This window comes from Sorangiineae bacterium MSr12523, from assembly GCA_037157775.1.
In the GTDB taxonomy this organism is placed as follows: domain Bacteria; phylum Myxococcota_A; class Polyangia; order Polyangiales; family Polyangiaceae; genus Pendulispora; species Pendulispora brunnea.
The window spans coordinates 8899727-8919337 of sequence record CP089982.1 but is presented as its reverse complement, the minus strand read 5'-3'; the positions used below and the strand labels follow the sequence as shown (position 1 = coordinate 8919337).

At 62.3% G+C, this 19611-nt stretch carries 14 protein-coding genes; 6 read left to right on the top strand and 8 right to left on the bottom strand.

Features of this window, described 5'->3' with window-relative positions; all coding sequences use genetic code 11:
* Window positions 1-86 precede the first annotated feature (86 nt).
* The 4 genes from LZC95_34825 to LZC95_34810 form a co-directional block, all read right to left on the bottom strand.
* On the bottom strand, window positions 87-1394 hold the full coding sequence (locus tag LZC95_34825; protein ID WXA91622.1) for a SidA/IucD/PvdA family monooxygenase: 1308 nt from the start codon (window positions 1392-1394) through the stop codon (window positions 87-89).
* Window positions 1391-3613 (bottom strand): GNAT family N-acetyltransferase, encoded by a 2223-nt coding sequence (locus tag LZC95_34820; protein ID WXA91621.1) that lies wholly within the window; start codon window positions 3611-3613, stop codon window positions 1391-1393. Before LZC95_34820 ends, LZC95_34825 begins: the two co-directional genes overlap by 4 nt.
* Window positions 3614-4894: 1281 nt before the next feature.
* Window positions 4895-5788, bottom strand: coding sequence for a hypothetical protein (locus LZC95_34815; GenBank protein ID WXA91620.1), 894 nt, complete (start codon window positions 5786-5788; stop codon window positions 4895-4897).
* 242 nt (window positions 5789-6030) lie between these two features.
* A complete protein-coding gene (locus LZC95_34810) occupies window positions 6031-7014 on the bottom strand; it encodes an alpha/beta hydrolase (protein ID WXA91619.1) in 984 nt (327 codons plus the stop codon).
* A gap of 171 nt (window positions 7015-7185) precedes the next feature.
* On the opposite strand from LZC95_34810, the gene LZC95_34805 reads away from it, so the two are divergent.
* Window positions 7186-7575, top strand: a complete 390-nt coding sequence (locus LZC95_34805; GenBank protein ID WXA91618.1) for a LysR substrate-binding domain-containing protein — start codon at window positions 7186-7188, stop codon at window positions 7573-7575.
* A 27-nt stretch (window positions 7576-7602) separates the two neighbouring features.
* Here the strand turns inward: LZC95_34805 and LZC95_34800 are convergent, their stop codons facing one another.
* From LZC95_34800 to LZC95_34785, 4 genes are read right to left on the bottom strand one after another with little or no spacing between them, the layout of a single operon-like run.
* Complete coding sequence (locus LZC95_34800; protein WXA91617.1) at window positions 7603-8607, bottom strand: hypothetical protein; 1005 nt, start codon at window positions 8605-8607, stop codon at window positions 7603-7605.
* Window positions 8608-8649: 42 nt separating this feature from the next.
* Window positions 8650-9765, bottom strand: coding sequence for a UDP-N-acetylglucosamine 2-epimerase (non-hydrolyzing) (gene wecB, locus LZC95_34795; GenBank protein WXA91616.1), 1116 nt, complete (start codon window positions 9763-9765; stop codon window positions 8650-8652).
* 2 nt (window positions 9766-9767) lie between these two features.
* The gene (locus LZC95_34790; protein WXA91615.1) at window positions 9768-10490 is read right to left on the bottom strand and encodes a glycosyltransferase family 2 protein; all 723 of its coding nucleotides are present in this window, start codon (window positions 10488-10490) and stop codon (window positions 9768-9770) included.
* A gap of 18 nt (window positions 10491-10508) precedes the next feature.
* On the bottom strand, window positions 10509-11900 hold the full coding sequence (locus LZC95_34785) for a hypothetical protein (GenBank protein ID WXA91614.1): 1392 nt from the start codon (window positions 11898-11900) through the stop codon (window positions 10509-10511).
* Window positions 11901-12031: 131 nt separating this feature from the next.
* On the opposite strand from LZC95_34785, the gene LZC95_34780 reads away from it, so the two are divergent.
* The 5 genes from LZC95_34780 to LZC95_34760 all read left to right on the top strand — a co-directional run bounded on the left by LZC95_34780 (window position 12032) and on the right by LZC95_34760 (window position 19608).
* Complete coding sequence (locus tag LZC95_34780) at window positions 12032-12706, top strand: class I SAM-dependent methyltransferase (protein WXA91613.1); 675 nt, start codon at window positions 12032-12034, stop codon at window positions 12704-12706.
* 112 nt (window positions 12707-12818) lie between these two features.
* Window positions 12819-13253, top strand: coding sequence for a hypothetical protein (locus LZC95_34775; protein WXA91612.1), 435 nt, complete (start codon window positions 12819-12821; stop codon window positions 13251-13253).
* A 369-nt stretch (window positions 13254-13622) separates the two neighbouring features.
* Window positions 13623-15152, top strand: a complete 1530-nt coding sequence (locus LZC95_34770) for a DUF4041 domain-containing protein (protein ID WXA91611.1) — start codon at window positions 13623-13625, stop codon at window positions 15150-15152.
* Entirely contained in the window at window positions 15149-18280 is a 3132-nt protein-coding gene (locus LZC95_34765) for a TerB N-terminal domain-containing protein (GenBank protein ID WXA91610.1), read from the top strand. Before LZC95_34770 ends, LZC95_34765 begins: the two co-directional genes overlap by 4 nt.
* Window positions 18277-19608, top strand: coding sequence for an ATP-binding protein (locus tag LZC95_34760; GenBank protein WXA91609.1), 1332 nt, complete (start codon window positions 18277-18279; stop codon window positions 19606-19608). Before LZC95_34765 ends, LZC95_34760 begins: the two co-directional genes overlap by 4 nt.
* Window positions 19609-19611: the final 3 nt, after the last annotated feature.

Below are 19611 nucleotides of genomic sequence, written 5' to 3'. Positions count from 1 at the left end.
ATCAAGTCCTCGCTGGTGATGAGAAGAGCCAGGGAAAAAAGCCGTCCACGCACGTGCCGATTCGATTCGGCGCTTCGTGTGCTTCCTCAAAAGGTGGTGTAGGCCGTGTGTCGGGGGAGGCGATACAACTCGCGTCCTGCGACGGTGTTCAGAATGATGGCGTTGCGATAAGCGCCTATCCCCAAATCGGGTGCGGCGGCGCCGTGGCTATGCAAATCGGCGTTGGAGACGAAGACGCGCCCGGAGACCGATTCGTCGAGCTCCACCGAGTGATCGCGGCGCACGATGTAGCGCTTCTTCTCGTCGCGCCGTACGAGGTGCTCCATGGGCTCGAGGAACGCGGGCCTCCTCGGGACGTAGCCGGTGGCGGCGACGACGAGATCCGTCTCGTGCTCGAAGACGCGGTCCGAGTCCCGATCGCGGCATGACAACGCGACACGGCCGTTGCTCGCGAGCGCCGCCCCCTCGACGGTGACGCTGCATCGGAGCTCGACGGGCGCGAGCCCTTCTTCGAGGTCGCGCCGGTAGAGCGCGTCGTGAATGAGCTCCAAGGTCGCAGTGGAGATGCCTTTATAATGACGCCATTGCTCGGCGAGCAGACGATCCCGCTTCTCTTGGGGGAGCCCGTGGAAGTGGTCGATGTACGCAGGCGTCGTCATCTCGAGCACGAGCTTCGTGTAGTCGAGCGGCGCGAACGATACGGTGCGCGTGAGCCAGCTCATGGCGGGGCCGCCCGTGAGGTTCCGGCGGAGTAGATCGAGTGCCGCCTCCGCGCCCGACTGCCCGGAGCCCACGACGGTCACGTGCTTCGCGCCGTCGATGCGCTCTCCGCTCCGAAGGTAATCGGCCGTGTGCAGGACCTTGTCCGGAGGGAGGCCCTCGAGGGACGGGGGCATCGAGGGCTCGGTGCCCACGCCGAGCACCACGTCGCGCGCACGAAACAGCCGGAGCTCGCCGCCGTGGAGGGCGTGCACCACGAAGCGCTCCTCGCGGGGATGCCAGGCGATCTTCTCCACGCGGTGGGAGAATTGGATCGACGGGAGCTTCGCCGCCGCCCAGCGCAGATAGTGTTCGTATTCCTTGCGCGTCGAGTGGAACGCTTGCCGAATGTAAAATGGATACAAGCGATCGTTGTCGTGCAAGTACGACAAGAACGAGAGCGGGTGCCTCGGCTCGATGAGCGAGACCAGGTCGGCGAGGAAGTTGACCTGGAGCATCGCGTCGTCGAACATCATGCCCCGGTGCCAACAGAGCTCCGCTTCGGACTCGAGCACGACGAGGCTCGGGCCTTCCACGTGGCTCGCGAGTGCGGCGAGGCCGAGGTTGAACGGGCCGCAGCCGACGGCGACGACGTCGATGTCGATCGGGCGGGTCTCGGTGAAGGGCCGGTTCATTGCCCCACCGCTTCCTCCAGCACCATCTCGCGAGGCGGCATGACGCTCCGCGCGTCGAGGAGCGCCTCCCGCGCCCGACCGCACACGACGACCGCCTCGATGAGCCGATCGATATCGTCGGGCGTGCTGTTCGGGTTGAGCAAGGTGAATTTGAGGCACGTGCTGGCGCCGCGGCCCTGGATCCGCACCGTGGTCCGTCCGATGAGCGCTGTGCCCGAGGCGAGCAGGGAGCGGCGTAGCTCCGCGTTCAAGTCGTCGAGCATGGAGTTCGGCGACGAGCCGCGGTAGCGGAAGAGGACCGTGGTGAGCGTCGCGGGCGCGACGAGCTCGAGATCTTCGCGCTCGGCAATGCGTTTCTCGGCGTAGCGCGCCAGATCGTGGCAGGCATCGACCATCGCCCCGAGGCCCTGGCGGCCAAAGGCGAGGAAGGTCGCGGCAACCTTGGCGGCGTCGGCGCGTCGCGTCGTTTGGAGCGAGCGACCGAGCAGGCCGTCGTAGCCCGCGCGTGTGTCGTCGGGCGGATTGAGGTAGTCGACCGAGCGCTCCAAAGGCTGGAACAATTTGGCGTCGCGCACGAGCAACACGCTCGCGGCCGCAGGCTGCCACCCCATCTTGTGCAAGTCGACCGTGATGGAGTCCGCGAGCTCGATCCCTTTGAGCTTCTCGGCGAGCCGCTCCGAGTAGAGCGCGCCGAATCCATAGGCCGCATCGACGTGGAACCAAGCGCCGAAGTGGCGGGCGATGTTGGAGAGCGCGCGCAGGGGATCGATGCTGCCAAAGTCCGTCGTCCCCGCCGTGGCGAAGATGGCCACCGGCGTGACGCTCGATCCCAGGGCGTGCAGGATGGAGAGCAGGGCTTCGGGGCGCATTCGATGCTTCGAGTCGACGGGCACCTCGACCACCGTCCCCTCGCCGAGTCCGAGCGTGGCGCACGCCCGATGCACCGAGAAGTGTGCATGCTCGGAGCACAAGACGATGGGCCGCGGCAGCCCGGCCACGCCGTGCTTTCGCACATCGACGCCGAGCCTATGGGCCATGGCATCGCGTGCGAGCAAGAGCGCCTGCAAGTTCGAGAGCGAGCCGCCCGGCGTGAACACGCCCCCCGCGTGGTCCTCGAAGCCCGCGAGCTTGGCGAGCGAGCGAATGACCCATTGCTCGATGGCGATGCCGGCGGGGCCCGAGTCGTACGTGTCGAGCGAGCCATTCTCGGCGCTCACCAGCACATCGGCCGCGACGGCCACGGCGAGGGGCGGTGGTTGCAAGTGCGCGGCCGCGTGCGGGTGGGCGAGGTGGATCCCGTGCTCGAGCAGGATCGAGGCGATCTGCTGGAGCGCGGCGTCCGTGCCGATGCCCCGCTCACGGAGGAACGCCGGCCCGAGCGCCTTGGCCACCTTCGAGAACACTTCGTTCGGCGTCCCCACGGGCAACGGTCCACGAAGGTCCCGCGCAGCGCTCACACCACGGGAGATGTGCGTGAGCCCTCCCGCGATTCCGGCGAGACCATCGTTCGCCCCCGCCAACGGGAAGCTCGGCGCCGGGCTCGCAGTCTGGATAAGAGAGAGCTTCACGGGCTCGCGGGGCCCAACATTGAAAAGCTTTTTCGCTTCGTGAGGAGAGATGGTCAGGGGCACACTCCCGCCTTTGCGCTCCAACGCCGCGGCATATTGAGCCCGCGAGCAAAAGTAGAGTCGGGCCGTTTTGGCGCCTATCCCTTGGGCCGGATCGTCGGGCAGGTTCACCAGCTTCTGGCATTCGAACCCTCCACGCTCGAGAAAGCGGTGAATGTTCCAGTTCGACACGTCCGGCTCGGCCACGATCCTCTGGACGTCTTTGTCATCCAGCATCAAGTCCATGAGCATCGTGAAGATGTGCCAGCTGTAGTCCGGGACGAATTTCGCCTGCGGTCCCACGAGCAGGTGCACGCCGCGATCGCTCGGGAGCGCGTCGTAGTACCGGCCGAGCAGCATCTCCGTGGGCCGGTAAAACTCGGTGATGAAAGCCGGCTCCCCGTTGAACAACCCGAGACATACATAGGAATGCTTCACGATTTCTCGGTAAACATTCTCCACCTCCTCGATCGACTGGCCCACGAGTCCCCAAAATTTCGAGTACTCGATGCGAACCCACTCGTGCACCTTCGCGATATCCGAAGAAAGCTGCAAAGGACGGAGGGAAAACTCACCAATGTGTGGCACGAACTTCGTACAAACCGTAGTCATGGACACCATCCTCGTTAGGTCTAGAACTTCGTTTGGAGGCCGAATGCGCACGCGCACGAAGCCAAGCGGCGACAATCTTTCGTAGTCACGTCAGGCGGGACACAGGCCGCCGCCTTGCCTGCGCTGAGCGCTTTTCATGAGAATTCGTGAACGAACTTGAATTCGTCGCAAATTTAATGTGTACGCCCATATCCAGAGGCATACGTTCCAACGCGTCGTGGGTTTCTAAGATTTGAAGCCTGGTCCGCGCTATCGAACAAGAGATGCCGACCCCTCCAGGTGGTATTAGCTCCATGGTACGTTGCCGCAATGATGTTTGATATCATTAATGTATTTTTCTTGATTCGTCTCTTTGGAGATCGGACGGCATCAACCGGTCAGCTAGCTCGCTTCTCGCAGTTAAATAGTTGTTTTGTAGTTTCGATCTCGCAAATCGCGCGATCTGGGTCGAACGCAGCAGTTCTTGTTGCCATGGATCGCATCGACGGATACCAACTGGTCGAGCACTTCCCGCGTCGCAGCATTGCGCAAATCGCAATTTAGGTGATTTAAATAGGCTCGAGGTCATGGCCCCGCTATCGGCGCTCAAAAAGCACGAACTGCGTATTGGGCGCCAGGTCCCCTCCCGTTCACTCAATAGTCTCGAACCTTCGAAGCCAACTTTTTCGGCCGAACACCACTCATTCGAGACATTGGTTCGGAGGACACATGGGCTTATCTCGAAAGAGGGCACGCCGGGGCGGCGGACGGATCCCTTTTTCGATTAAAACCAAGGTACTCGCCGTTCTCCGTCGGAAATAGGACCGGAGTCCGTATGGGGTTGGGAAGCGTCTCACCAACCATTCGTTCCGGTGCGAGTGGCTTCAAGTAACCTGCGCAGCGTGTTCTGGACGGATCGGGCCAGCGCACCGGCCGGATCGCTCCAACGTCCCTAGAACTTTCCTGGTTTTTGCCGAGTGGGAAGCCCGCATCGACGCTGGCATCGAACTTGGAAGGACGAGGCCCGCCGACGGCTTTTCACGAGGAGCGATGTCTTGAACGAACAGGTGTTCCGCGAGTTCGCATTTGCGAAGTTCGCTGCCATGAACCAATGCCGGCTTGCGCGCCGTACGTCACGAACTTACCGCACGAGGGGGCTCTACTTCCCATATGAAATCAACGCGTTCCAGAAGGTGATGGTGTCGAGGTAACCGGTATCGAACCCGAGTTGCTTATAGCGTCTCGCTATGGACTGAACGGAGAAACGTGCTCCGTATCGTCGAGTTCGAATCTTTTACATGGTTACCAACAGCCGGACGTGTGATCGATGCCGGCAAAGAACTCCTGAACCAACGCCGCCCACGCCCGGGCATTCTCCGGGCGCATGCATTTGAACGGCGGCACCACCTTCGGCCCAAGCGAAAGCGCTCCCCGCTGCTCGCGATAATAGCGAATGGCCAATTCCGCCGCATACTCGGCAACGTCATTTCCAGGTTGAAATGCGTAGTAGGTGCCGCCGCGAACCTTGGTCGAGCCAGGAGCAAAGGGTGCGAGGCACGCAGTCGACGTTCCGCAGCGGGCAAGAATCGTATCGTACGATTCTTTCAGCGTTCGACGCGACCAGTCGTCGTGCGCGGCGTCGTTCAAATGGAAGATCTCGTGAAAAAGCGTCTCGCGAACCGAATCGTCATTGATATTGAGCGAGCCCGCAAGATTGTACGCGACGGTCCACCCACTGGCGTAGGCCGACGGCGTCCGCGCCTTCACCGAGCGGAAAAAACGCACGGCCAGCGCCCGCCAGCGATAGGGGATGCGTCCCTCGTGATCGCGTAACAATGCCGAGAAGAACGCCTCGTAGTCGGCAAACGCATGCACGACATGCGCGAGATGCACACGATTCACCTTGCTCGGCAGGGCAGGTACCAGGTGCAGCATCCCGCGGTAACCCCCATCCATGGTGCGCTCGACCTCGACCCCAGCGACCGCTCCGCTGCCGGCATAGAGGTCCGTTGCCAACGTCGCCGCTTCCGGATCGCCCGCGTAGCGCGTTCGAATGAGGCAGCGAATGATCTCGTCGTCGCCACCCACGCATGCATCGGGGCGCGTTACCCCTGGGAGAAACAGAATGTCTGCCGCCGTCTCACGCGTGATCCTCGGCTCCGGAGGGAGCGATGCATCCGCTGCGGGCGTGGCCACCGGCTCCGGCGCCGAGGCATCGGTTGGCGCCGAGGGTGTAGGCTTCGCATGAGCGGCTTCGGGCGCAGGCTCCCGTGAGCACGCGCCCGTGCTCGTGAAAAGAATTACCGCGAGAAGAACGCGTCGAGTCCCCACCGCACAGGGGCAAGGCTAACAAAGCCGCGGTGTTGCCAGCAAGACCTTTGGCGTGCGGTTGACGTGACCGACTTCGCGTCCCAGGACCTCCGGGTCGATTCCCTCGATCATCGATGGACGGCTGGCATATGCCTCTCGAACCAATCGAGCATCGGCCCTGGTCGCCGCTGGAACTCGAGGTAGCCATCCCAGCGGGCCGATGTTTCGCGGATCCAGTGGAGCTTCTTGTCCGCGACGGGAATGTTGTCGAACATGGTCTGCACGTCGATGGGCTTCGTCAGCACGTCATCGTGAACCTGGTAGAGAAAGGTCGGGACGCACACGCTCTTGGCCCAGGTTCTCGGAGCCCGGGCTGCGAACCCAATGCCCGTGCGGTGCACGATGCGCTTCTCCAAATCATCGATGCGATCGACCGGCACACCCGCGAGCGCGAGGAGCTGTTCGGAAATGGTCTTCGGCGTGACCGGCTGCGCGCCAAGCAGGCAGCGCACGCCCTCGAAGGCATTCGGGTCTTTCGTCATCGCGTGGAACGTGGAGCTGCAGCCCAGACATCGGCTGAAGAGCGCAATCGCCATGTCGCGCGTATCCTTGCGGTCGCGGGCGTATCGCAACGAGCCGACGACGTCGCGCCATTCGAAGACCCCGCTCGAGGAGATGCCTCCATTGGCGGCACCACTGAGCCCTGAGTTGCGCAGGTCGTAAGCGAGAACGTTGTACCCGGCATCGTGCAGGATTTTGTAGTCCACGACGAAGTCCACCTCGGCGGTGTTGCCGCTCGGGCCCCAAATGGACTTCCACGGCTCGAGGTGCGTCGGCAGCCCGGCGCGGGTGAACCCCATGGGAGGATTCGCAATGATGAGTCGATCGGAGCCTGCGGCGGGAATGAACCATCCCTCGAGGGGCACGCCGTCCAGGGAAGGGAAGGTGACCTCCTCGAAATTCAAGCCGTGCTCCGAAGGCGAATGCAGGATGGGCGACCGAAGCTGCTGTGCATACCGGTCGGCCATTCTTTGCAAGATCGGGTCGATCTGCTCGTCCGTCAGAACGAGAGCTTGGCTCGTGTAGGTGGTGGCCTCTTCTTCTCGACGCATGGAATCTTCCTCGGGGCGGGGTTGCCGTCCCGCGTCGAGCAGAATGCACGTTCATCGGTGATGCGACGAGCGCATCTTCGTCATGGTTACCATGACTTTATGTCATCTTGCGCGAATCTCGCCTAGGCTGCTCTCGAAACGCGCATTCTGACCTGTGCCGCACCGGCTTATTTGGCGCGACACGGAAAGCCGAAGCACCCGCGCGAGCTTGGTCATGGGCGACGCGAATGCATTCTGTTCCGCGATCCGACGACAGGCCGCCCTTTCTCGTGGGAATTTCACCGCGGAGGGCGCATCCTCCGCGTGCCCGTTTCGGGACAATTCACGGTGAATGATCTCGCCACGGGGTTGAGCATGTGCACCGACGGGTTCGGGATCGCTCAATTCTTCGAGCTTGGCCTCGACGATCTCCTGCGATCCGGGGCACTCGTGGAGCTATTTCCGAATTGGGCGGAAGAGCGCTTTCCCGTGTACATCCTCCACCCATCGCGCCACCTGCCCTCGGCCAGGGTGCGAGCCTTCGTGGACTTTCTGGTCGCGTCGACGCGCACGAAGAAATAGCCCGAGTGCGCTAGCAAGCCATCGCACTCAAGGAAGCGGCGGCGTGGCGATGACGTAGATCCGTGTGCCGTTCGCATCCGGATCTCCGTCGCTCGATTCGAAGGCGATGGATCGGCCGTCGGGGGACCACGATGGGGCACCGTCGTATCCGCGATGTCGGGTCACGCGAATGCGGCGGCTGCCGTCGCGGGTGACAATGAACAAATTGGGATGCTCCAGGCCCCCTTCGTCCGACGAGTAAACGATGTGCGTGCCGTCGGGCGACCATGCCGCATCGGTATCTTCGGCCGGTGAGTGGGTGACGTTCTTCAGCGAACGGCCGCTTGGATCGATGGTGTAGATATCATGATTGCCACTTCGGGCCGATTGAAAGAGGATGCAATCGCCGGCAGGCGACCAATTGGGTTGCCGGTCGTTGCCGCGGCCGTTCGTCAATCGAACGAGGCCGCCGCCATCGGTACTCACGCGCCAGATCGAACCGTATTTTTCGCTACCCACGGGGTGGGATTCGAAGACGAGAAATTGCCCGTCGGGCGAAATGGACGGCTCACGCGCCTCGGCGTCCCTTCGACGTGTGACTTGGGTGCGCTGGCCGCTTTGGGGGTCGACCAGATAAATTTCATCGTGCACCGCCACGTCGGAGCTTACGGCCACACGCTGAAGCGCGGCATTCCAGCATGCGCCCGGGAGATTCACGTCTTGCGCCTCGGCCTTGCCCCACGCGAGCGGCGTTCCGTCGGCGGCGGAAACGCGGCCTACGAGCGCGAGTCCTTCGTTGTATCCTCCGGCGAATCGGGTGAGCACGAGCTCGCGGCCATCGGGTGACCAACATGGATTCTGCAAGCTACCGGCAAGCGGAATGGCAAGGCGGCGTGCGCCGTCGGCGCGTGTGAGGTCCGCCGCGGGCGCCGGCGAAGAATCTGCCGGCTTCGCGAGGGGCTTCGCGTCATGCTTTGGAGGGGCCGGCGATTCGCGATGGCAGGCCGCAGCCACCATGGCCATGACGAACATCGTGCGCGGGTCGGCCCTCATGCCCTCCACCATAGACGGATCGTGCGCTTTCCCGCGAGCGACTCATGCGTGTCCCGATGGCTGCCAACGCGTGTTCGTGCCCGTGAGCACATCGACCACCCTCGCCGACGTTCTCCCGTCCCCGAAGGGGTTTGGCCAGTGCCGCGGGCGCGCCATGACCGAACGGGCCGCTTCGAGGAGCTGCGCGGGATCGGTCGACTCGCAAAGTACATTGGCGCCGACGGTTACGGTCTCCGGCCGCTCGGTGTTCGGACGCAAGGTGACGCATGGAACATGCAGTATGCAAGCTTCTTCTTGAGCGCCCCCGGAGTCGGTGAGAACCAGCGTCGCGTGACGCATGAGCGCGAGCATGTCACGGTATCCGACCGGCTCCAAGATACGAAACTCGGGGCGGGCGAGCTGCGATTCGAGATGAAAGGCGCGAATCTTGTCCCGTGTGCGCGGATGAACGGGGAATACGAGCTTGAGCGCGAGGCTCCGCGAGAAGGACACGAGCGCGTCGAGCAGTTGCTCGAGACGTGGTGCGGTATCCACGTTCGAGGCTCGATGCAGGGTGACCAATGCAAAAGGTTCTTTCTCGATGTCGACGGTCGATCGCACCGTCGACGATACGGTCGCCCGCTGGGCCAATGCGAGACACGCGTCGACCACGGTATTTCCAACGACGTAAACGCCGCGAACGATTCCCTCCGCGCGCAATCGCTCGCGCTGGAGGACCGTCGGGCAGAAATGAACGGCCGCGAGGCGGCCTGCCAGCACGCGATTTCCTTCTTCGGGCATGGTCCAATCGTCGCTGCGAAGCCCAGCTTCGAGATGCGCGACTGGAATTCCCAGTTTGTGCGCGGCCAGCGCACCTGCGAGAACGCTGTTCGTGTCCCCTTGAACCACGATGGCGTCCGGCTTCGCCGCAGTAAACGTATCGGCCAAGCCTGCGAGCATCGCCGCAACTTGATGCGCCGGCGGGAGCGATCCGATTCGAAGGTTGATGCGCGGCGGCGGAAGGTCGAGCTCGCGAAAGAACGTCCCGTCGAGCGAAGAGGTGTAATGTTGTCCAGTGTGCACGATCTCGAAGGGCTCACCGCGCCGGGCGAGTTCGTGCATCACGGGGGCGGTCTTGATCAACTCGGGGCGGGTGCCGAGAACGAATGCGATGCTCACGGTCACCGCCTCGAGCCCGCCAAGGAGGCAATACGCCAGGTCAGCATCTTCATGACGAGCCGACAGTGCCGGAGTATTTCACGGCGATATTGAAGATTGCTGGCGCCATGAATTCGCGCCGTGAGAGGCGCGGGGATTTCGACGACCCGTTTTCCGCTGCGGAGTAGTCCGAATAGAATTTCGGCATTGATGTCGAATCCTGCTGCGGTCAGCTCGAGCGCCTCGAGATCGGCCCGCTGGTAGAGCCTGAAAATAGGGCTCACCGCGGTAACGTGACTCTGCAGCAACAAGGAGTACACGAACGTTGCAAGCTGGCTGATGACGATACGATACGAGGGAATTTCACTTCCGTAACCGGCGAGCTTTGGAGAACCGAGTACCGTGTCCACGTCGCCACGTCGGTACCGCTCGAGCAATTCGGGAATGAGGGTCGGCGCGAAGGTAAGATCCGAATCCATGGTGATGAGCAGCCGCCCCCGCGCGTGGCGAAAACCGGTGCGCAATGCCGCTCCGAGCCCCAGATTGCGCTCATGGGAAACGACGCGCACGCGGGCGCCCAGGGATTGGGCGACGGTCACGGTGTCGTCGGAGCTTCCGTCGTCGACGATGAGCACTTCGTAGGGGACGCCAAGTCCGTCCAGAACGGGAAATACCTCGCTCGAATAGCGGTGAAGATTTTGCGCCTCGTTGAGCGCAGGAAAGATGATCGAGAGCTCGAGTTCCATGGATGTAAAAAGCTCGCGCTAACGCCGCTCGCCAATGGCGACGGCGGCTGCGAGCAGCGCGAGGCCCATGATGAAGAAGTAGTAATTGATGACCATGAAACGATTGAATAGATAAAAGCAGAAGCACGAGGCGGTCGACGCGACCGCAAATGCATAGAGTGTTCGAGGGGCGCGTATAAGGGCGATGAGCGTCGTGCCGGTGGCCAAGACGAGCCCCGGCGGGACGGCGGTTTGAACGATGCCGAAGTGACGGGTCAACCACGCCATGGGGCTCAACGCGTTCAACCGCGGCTTTGCCGTGTAGAGAAAAAGGTCGATGGCCGAGTGCTTCAAAGCGGAAAAGTCCCACAAAACGAATGGGAGTACCGTCGCGGCTGCCGTTCCGAGAAAGACAGCCCAATGGCCGATGCCATAACCAAGAAGGACGGCGAGCGGCAAGAACAAGATCATGGTTTGCTTCGAACCGAGCAGAAGCCCCAGAAAAAAGGCGGACAGAAATCGCCTTCCCCGCGCATGCGCGAAGATGGCCAGCGATGCGAAAGCCAATGAATAAGCGTCATTGAACGATATTTCGAGAAAGAAGAACGCTTTGGGCGTGAGCCACCACACGAGGGCGGGCGCGTCCTCGAGCAGCGCCGAAGCCGGGAGCTTCGACGTGCTCGCGCGGACACCTGCCGCGATCAGGCGCATGGCGATACCGAAGGTCAGCATGGCCGCGAGCACGCCCCAGCGCACGTCGCCCCCGAGCACGTAGGCAACCGCGCTCAAATAACAAGGTATCGGGGGATAGGGAAATGCCACGAGAGGGTGACCGGACCGGCCTTGATCGGGCACGTGTACATTCGCGAGATCGTAAATATTCTCGCCCCGGAGCATCGCTCGAGCGGCTTCCGTGTGCATTTGCCAAACGTCGACCTCGGGACGAGGCGAGAGGTGCATGACGCTGACGCCACCCGCAAGAAATAGCAGCGCGAAGCACGCAAAACGAAGGCGGATCCATGTGCTCGTCTCCCGCCTGCCATGCACGATGCCAGGTAGGTACGTTGCGAGCAGACCGAATTGCACGATCTCGACGACGTGAATGAACCGTGCGGGATTCGGCCCATGGATGAGGAGTCGGGCGTCGGCGAAGGTCGCGATGGTAAATGCACCTAGCGCGATGGCCAATAGCGCCAGCGCGGACGGCGAGGGAATCGCGAACGGTGTGGCGCGCGGCCGAAGGACGATGCGAGCCATGATTGCGCAGACGGTTCCCAAGCATAGGACGGCAAGAAGGATCGACGGCTCGGCGAGCGGCCCATCGTAGATGCCCGCCGTCATGAGCATGAGGAGGCCAATGACGTACGCGACACCAAGAAGGACGCCGGCTTCGGCCAATGGGGGACGATTCGATTCGAGAGCTTCGGTCATGTGCAACGGCGAGTACACCGACGTGATTGTCCGGCTCCGCGTTCCGGGATCGCGAAAAGTGAATGCGTGTGTCGTTTTTCTCGAATCGGGAAATGTTGACCCGCGACAGTTGCCTGCTAGCGTGGGCGAACATGGCACCCACGCACGACCGCGATGCGTTCGGAGAGGACTATTTTGCGCGCACGTACGGTGGCGGCCCCGGTTCGTATGCAGCGCGTGCGACGTCGAACAAGTGGCGCTCGATGTGCCGATTCATCGCGGACCGCGCTCAACCGAGTGCTGCACTCGACATCGGATGCGCGGAGGGGGCTTTTCTGCGTTACGCGACACGGTGGTTTCCGAATGCCCGATGGTCGGGGGTCGACGTATCGGCCTATGCACTGGCGCGAGCCCGCTCCGTGGCGCCAAATGCCGAATTGCGAGAGGGCACCGTCACTGCTCTACCTTTTCAGGATGGCGCGTTCGACCTCGTTACTGCCTTCGACATCCTCGAGCACGTGCCCGATCTCCCCGCCGCGGCGCGCGAGCTCGCACGCGTCGTGCGCCCGGGTGGCGAGCTGGTGGTCGTCGTTCCCGTGTACGATGGCCCCCTTGGTTGGCTCGTGCGCCGGCTCGACCGCGATCCGACGCATCTTCACATCGTAGGACGCCGATTTTGGCTCGACGGCGTACTCCACGAGCACTTCGATCTCGACGGCTGGCAAGGGACATGGCGCTACTACCTGTTGCGCTACTGGCACGTACGCGCAACGCTCGGCCGCCAAATATCGCCCGCCATCGTCACGTCGTGGCGCCGACGGCGGTGAGCCGAGGCTGTCCTGGGACACCCCGGATCTGTCCTGGGACAGCTTCAACGTGCCGACCGGGCCTGATTTTCTCGCAAGGCCGATGGCACCTGGCGTGCAATCGAGGCCGGTCATGAACACGGCTAGTGCGATGAGTGGGCTCGACGACTCGAAGGATCACGACGCAGCAGCGCCGCTCGCCGCCCGATTTGCGGCACTGCGCGGCCTCATGACTCTCTCGACGGAGTTGGTCGTTCCTTGGCGTTATTTCCAAGAAGAAATGGCCACCGAACTCGAATTCATGAGCCAGGGACGATGGGGCGACGGCACCCTGCTCGCGCCCGCGCTTCGAGAGCCAATGAAACGAGCAGGTCTAATCGGCCAACCAGGTTTGACGTTGACGTGCCACATAGAAAAATACCAATTCTGGCACGGAATACGAATCTTCGACTCGAAAACGGGAATCTTCTTTCTGGACGAAGCCAGTCGGCACGGCCTTTTGGCGGTGAAGAAGAACATCCCCCATAGCGCGGTCGAGCTGTTCTCCGTCACCATGGACGATACGTAGCTTCTTTGGTGAAGCCTTCGACGACCCGAACGGGCGCCGCTTTTTCGATGCCGTCGTGTCCCGGCGTCGAGGCATATTTTGTTGCGCGGGCAACGACGTCGGCGCGGGTGAGCTGAAGTCCAGTGTCGCGACGTCGCGACAAGGTCAGAGAAGGGAAGTGCGACAGGCTACTTCAGCGGACGATGGTCAGATTTGGGCATGCGCGCGTGACGCATTACAGTTGGCAACGGGGCAGGTGTTGGAGGCACAACCTCGTCGCGTCGCGAAAATTGAATAGCGCTCGTCACGTGGCGAGTTAGCGTTTAACGAACAACGGCGCGCAGGCGTGGCCATTTCGAAGTATCTAGAGCGGATACGGGGACGTTACACATGACGGTCTTGCTGGTGGTTCTTCTCGCGCTTTCCCTGTTCGGGGGCGCAGGACTCGCAGTCCTATGGTTTCAGACGAATCAGGCGCGGCGCGCGGCCGAAGCTCGTGCATCGCACGAGGCGTGGCAAAAGAACGGCCTTGCGGAGCGCGTACAGCAGTTAAGCAAGTATCAGGCGATCATGGATGTCGATGCCTACGTCGCCCGAGCCAGCGCGGCTGCGGCCCGAAGTACGGCGGACGCGGGCGCGCACGCAGCAGAGGCCATCAAGCGTGCGAATGACGAGTCGACCCGAATCATCGCCGACGCGAATGCACGGGCGCACCAGATCGCAGGCGAGGCGTGGGCCGCCGTCCAGAAAGCGAAGGAACTCGAGAACACCGTGCGCGCGATGCAGAACGTCATCGACGGATACGGCGATCGCTATGTTCTGCCGACCACGGGAGTTCTGGACGAGCTTGCCGGGCAGTATGGCTTTGCCGACGCCGGCAAGAAGTTGAAGGAGGCGCGCGACCGGACGCGGTCGCTGGTCAAACGTGGGCAGGCTGCCGATTGTGACTACGCGGAGGCCAATCGCCGCGTCACGGCGATCGCCTTCGTTCTCGACGCCTTCAATGGAAAGGTGGACAGCATTCTGGCCGACGTTCGCGAGGACAATTACGGCACGCTGCGGCAGAAGATTCTCGATGCCCACGCGTTGGTCAACCACCACGGCGCGGCGTTTCGAAACGCCAGGATCCAACGTGGGTACCTGGAATCTCGGCTCGACGAATTGAAATGGGCCGTTGCCGTCACCGACCTCAAAGCCAAGGAACGTGAGGAGCAGCGAGCGATCAAAGAAAAGATTCGCGAGGAGGAAAAGGCGCAGCGAGATTTCGAGCGCGCTCAAAAAGAGGCCCAGAAAGAGGAAGAGGCGCTTCACAAGGCCATGGAAAGGGCTCGGCTGGAGGTGGCAAGGGCATCGTCCGAGCAGAAGGCTATTTACGAGCAGCGGTTGCGCGAGCTCGCGGAAAAGCTTCGGGCCGCCGAGGAGAAGAATCAGCGCGCGCTCTCCATGGCACAGCAGACGAAGGTTGGCCACGTGTACATCATCTCCAACGAAGGCTCTTTCGGGCGGGATGTCTTCAAGATCGGAATGACGCGCAGACTCGAACCTCTGGACCGTGTTCGCGAACTGGGCGATGCAAGTGTCCCCTTCGAGTTCGACGTTCACGCGATGATTCGGTGCAATGACGCACCGGCTCTGGAGAACGCGCTGCACAAGGGATTCGTACGCCATCAAGTGAACAAGATGAATGCCAGGAAAGAGTTCTTTCGCATTGGCCTTGCGGACATTCGCAGGGAAGTCGAGCGTCTCGGCATTCAATGCACCTGGACGATGACCGCAGCATGTCGCGAGTTTCGTGAGACCCAGGCGCTCGAGTTGTCCATGGCAGCCGATCCCGAGCGTGCACGCGCTTGGACGTCGCAAAACATTCGTGAGCATGCGTCGTCGGCCATGGAAAGCCGTTTGATGGAGGCCGAAGCGTGAATTCTCCCCAGGGCTCGACGCTGTCCGCTCCGAGCGCGCTTCAAAGCTCCGTGGCCTGCATTCGTGTACGAAGCACGGGAATGGGCTTCGGGTACGAACAGTTCGATCGAAGCACCCAGAGGTGGAATCCGATTGCGGCCGATAGAGCCGGACGCGAGATCTCGCTCCGACTTCGTCGCAAGGATTTCTTCAAGGCCTACGCGATTGCGGCGTCGGTGGTCGTGTTGCTGGCGCTGGCCATCGATGCGGTGTTCGCACTCGTGGTGGGGATGGCCGCTGCCGCGGGGGCCGTGCCGATCTTTCGTTGGTCCAAGGGCCGGCGCACCATCGCTTTTTTTTACGACTCTTCGGATCCGGAGGTCGCACGTCGGACATCCCTCGCTGTGGCGGCGGGGCGCTGGCTGGCGAGCACGGGGGCACTTTGGCATGTGTATTACTCGGAGCAAACCTTCGATCGTCGACGAAACGCGGGCGCTGGGACACTTCTTCGCCGGGAGCGAACGGCATGTCGAGCGCACTCACCCCGCGAGATCTCGCTCAATGTCGAGGCGTGGTCGGTGTGGACGGGGGGCCGTCGGGTGCTGTTTCTCCCCGACGCATTGGTCGTTTGGGAAGGGGCCTGGCTCGGGGTCTTTCCGTACGAGAGCTTGTCGATTCGCGCCACGGATTCCCGATTCATCGAAGAGCGACATGGAATTGCGCACGATGCGCGCCAGGTCGATACGACTTGGCGCTTCGTTCGGAACGATGGCGGACCCGATTTGCGCTTCAACAACAATGTGCAGCTGCCGGTCATGCTCTACGGGGAACTCGAAATTTCGTTCCCGAACCTTGGCCATCGGCTGGTGCTTCAGACGTCGAACCTGCAAGCCGCATTGGGGGCGGCCAACGCCTTGAACGAGTTGACGCGGGCGGCGGTGAGCCGCGCCTCGGCGGTGCCGATGCATGCCGCACAAGTTCAGCCCATGGCACCCATGGTCCCCACAGCTCCCGTCGCTCCCGTCGCTCCCGTCGCTCCCGTCGCTCCCATCGCAGCGCCGCGGCCGCCGGCGGCGAGCGACGGTCAGCGTTTCGTGGGAGCAAATGAACCGATTGTGGTAGCTGGACGCCACATCGAGCATCCGCTGACCTACGTTTTGGACCGCTACGTCGGGCGATACGATGACGTGGACGCGAGCACGATCGTGGTCTCCGCGCCTGTTGGCCATGCAGCGCGCGCACTTCCTCTTCCGTACTGGCCACGATACCTACAGGCCGATCCCGATCAGCGTGCGCGTTACCTTGATTGGATGGCCCGCGGGCGCAATGACGCGTCGGTCGACGTGGGCTACGCATTCATCTTCTTCTACGGTCTCGAGCGACGTGTTTTGATCGAGGAGGCCGACGAAGGGGTCGCCCGGGCGGAGGTTCAGCGTCTGCTCATGCTGTTTGGCGACAACGGCTCGTTTCATCGCTACGCATTCGAATTTCTGGCCTTCGTCGCACTTCGCTCCCTCGGTCGGACCTCCGCGCCGGACGACGAGCTCGAAAAGCAGCTCGATTCGCTTGCGGACGACAGCACAACGGCTCTTGTTGGGCTTGCTGCATGGTACGTGCAGCGCAATCGTCCGCTCCCCGCTCGTCACGCCGCACGTCTCGTGCAGAGCATGGAGGAGGCCAAGCGGAGCGCGCTCGTCAAACATGCGTCGTCGGAGCTCGCCGAGCTATTCGCGCTGCGTTACCGAGAGGCTTTCGGAGAAGGTCTGCGGCTCGAGGCTGCAAAGCGTCCTGTCGCGATCGAATACCGTCCCGCGAGCAGCACGCTTCCGCGTACGGGGCGGCTTCGCATCTCGTTGCCAAATGTTCTCGGCCGTCCCGCGCAGTTCCGGCGAACGCTCGAGATCTGGAATCGGTGCATCGATGATCTGCGCAAGGCCAGCAAACGAGGAGACAATGCGAAGCTAACGGCGGATGGCTGGGCCGCCCTTCCTGCGGACCTTCGAGCGCGCTACGATCATCCGGACCAGGACGCCTGGGATACCGCGATCTCGGCGGCCCCGCGCCTCTCGACCTATCACGTCGTTGGCGCGGGCGAGCTAGCGCGGCTCGTCGGTATTCCTGAAGCTCGGAAGCTGACCGCCGTACAGGCGCGCAAGCTCGCCGAGCGTGCGGCGGACGTAGGCTACGCCGTCGAACCCGATGGGCGGGCCCGCACCAAGTCGATGGCGTGGAGCGACGAGATGATCATCTGGCGATCTCCCCATGTGGCACGGCCCGATCCAAAGGTTCACGAAGCGGTGTTTACCATCACGTCGCTCGCCATGAGCATCGCGATGGCCGACGGCATCGTGACCGATGATGAGCACTCCGCGATGAATGTCTTCATGAGCGAGATGTTCGAGTTGGACCCGCCGATGCGCGCTCGGCTCGATGCCATGAAACATCTTCTTGCACGTCAACCTGGCCGTGCCCAGACGGTCGCGAAGAAACTCCGAGAGAAGCTCGGTTCGACGGAGCTCACGAAGATTGCTCGCGTCTTGGTGGTCATTGCCGCGGCCGACGGCACGATTGCCAAGACGGAGCACGAGGTGCTTCGCGGTTTGTATCGCGCTCTCGGTCTCTCGGTGCGGGACCTGGACGAGGCCATTGCAGCGACCGGGGCGAGGATGGAGGTGGATGGCCTCGTTTCCGTCGAGGCAGCCACGGATGCGCCGGTCGGTGAGGCGATTCCGCCACCGCTCGAGGCTGCACCCGGCGTGCGCCTCGATCCAAAAGTGATTCGGGCGATCATGGCTGACACCCACGAGGTCAGCGCGATGCTGGCCGACGTCCTGGACGGCGACGATGACGAGCCGGTGTCGGCGGCAGTGGAATCGCCCAAACCTGCATTCGTCGCCCCGAGTGGAAAAGTGGCCGCCCTCGCGGGCGCGCTCGACATTCGTTATCACACGGCACTCGAGGAGCTGTTGACGAAACCGCAATGGTCCTTTCACGAGGTAAGGGCGCTCGCGGAACGGCATCGATCCATGCCGGGCGCCATTTTCGAAACGATCAACGAGTGGTCCGATCAAACTCTGGGCGACTTCCTCATCTCGGTGGAGCGGGACGACTGGCGCGTGAACATCGAACTTGCGAAGGTTGCCGAATGAGTATGCAAATACCGGGTGCAGTGCGGATCAAAGACCGCGATCGTCAGGCAATCATCAAAGCCCTGCGCGCGGGTGTCGTTCCGCGTGTTGGTCTTCAACACATTCAAGTTGGGCGCAAGGCCGAGGTTGCCGCCATCCTGGAGGACCTGAAACACGCCGAAGATGGCGGTGCCGGTGTGCGCTTCGTCATCGGCCGCTTCGGCGCGGGCAAAAGCTTCTTTCTCAACCTTGCCAGCGTCGTCGCCATCGAAAAGGGATTTCTCGTTGCGCGCGCCGACATCACGACGGATCGCCGTCTCCATGGAACGGGTGGACAAGCACGCGCGCTTTTTGCGGAGTTGATGCGCAACTTGGCCTCCAAAAGCCGGCCTGATGGCGGGGCGCTCGGTGCGGTGATCGAGCGCTGGTTGTCCGATGTCCTTCACGAGGTCGAGGGGGCTGACCCGAGTGCTATCGAGCGCGCCATCGCCGAACGCCTTCGCCCACTCGAAGAGCTGGTGAGCGGGTTCGATTTGCACAAAGTTTTGTTCCGATATTTCGAGGCGCATCGCGCCGGGGACGAGGGCCTTCAGCAATCCGTCATTCGATGGCTGCGGGCCGAGTACGATACGAAGACGGAGGCAAAGCGCGACCTCGGCGTCCGCAGTATCATCGAGGATCGCGACGTTTACGATTATCTGAAACTGTTTGCGAAGTTTGCGCGCATTGCTGGCTACAAGGGGCTCCTGGTCTGCGTCGACGAACTGGTCGTGCTCTCGCATCGGCTCACGAGCAAGCAAGCGCGAGCCGCGAATTACGAAGCCATTCTGCGTATCCTGAATGATTGCCTACAAGGCAACGTGGAGGGGCTGGAAGTGTTGTTCGGCGGTACGGACGACGCATTCGCGGACAAGCGGCGCGGCCTGTGCAGCTACGAGGCGCTGGCCACCCGGCTTGCATCGAACGAGTTCGAGGCGGACGGAGGCGATCTGTCGGGTCCAGTCATTCATCTCAAGTCGCTCACTCCGGAGGACCTCTACGTTCTCCTGGTTCGCATTCGAGAGGTGTTCGCTCGAGGCGAGTCTTCCAAATACCTGCTTCCCGACGAAGGGCTGCGAAGCTTCCTCGAGTACTCGCAGAAGAGACTGGGCGAGAACTATTTTCGTTCACCACGCGACACGGTCATCAAGTTCGTCGGTCTGTTGCAGGCGCTCGAGGCGGAGCCGGCGCGCGATTGGCGGGTGGCACTGGGACTGGCCGATGCCGTAGAAGTGGCCCCGAGCACCTCGGCGGAGGCCGATCCCGAGCCGGCGGCCGACAACGACGAGCTGGTGGACTTCAAGTTGTAGGCA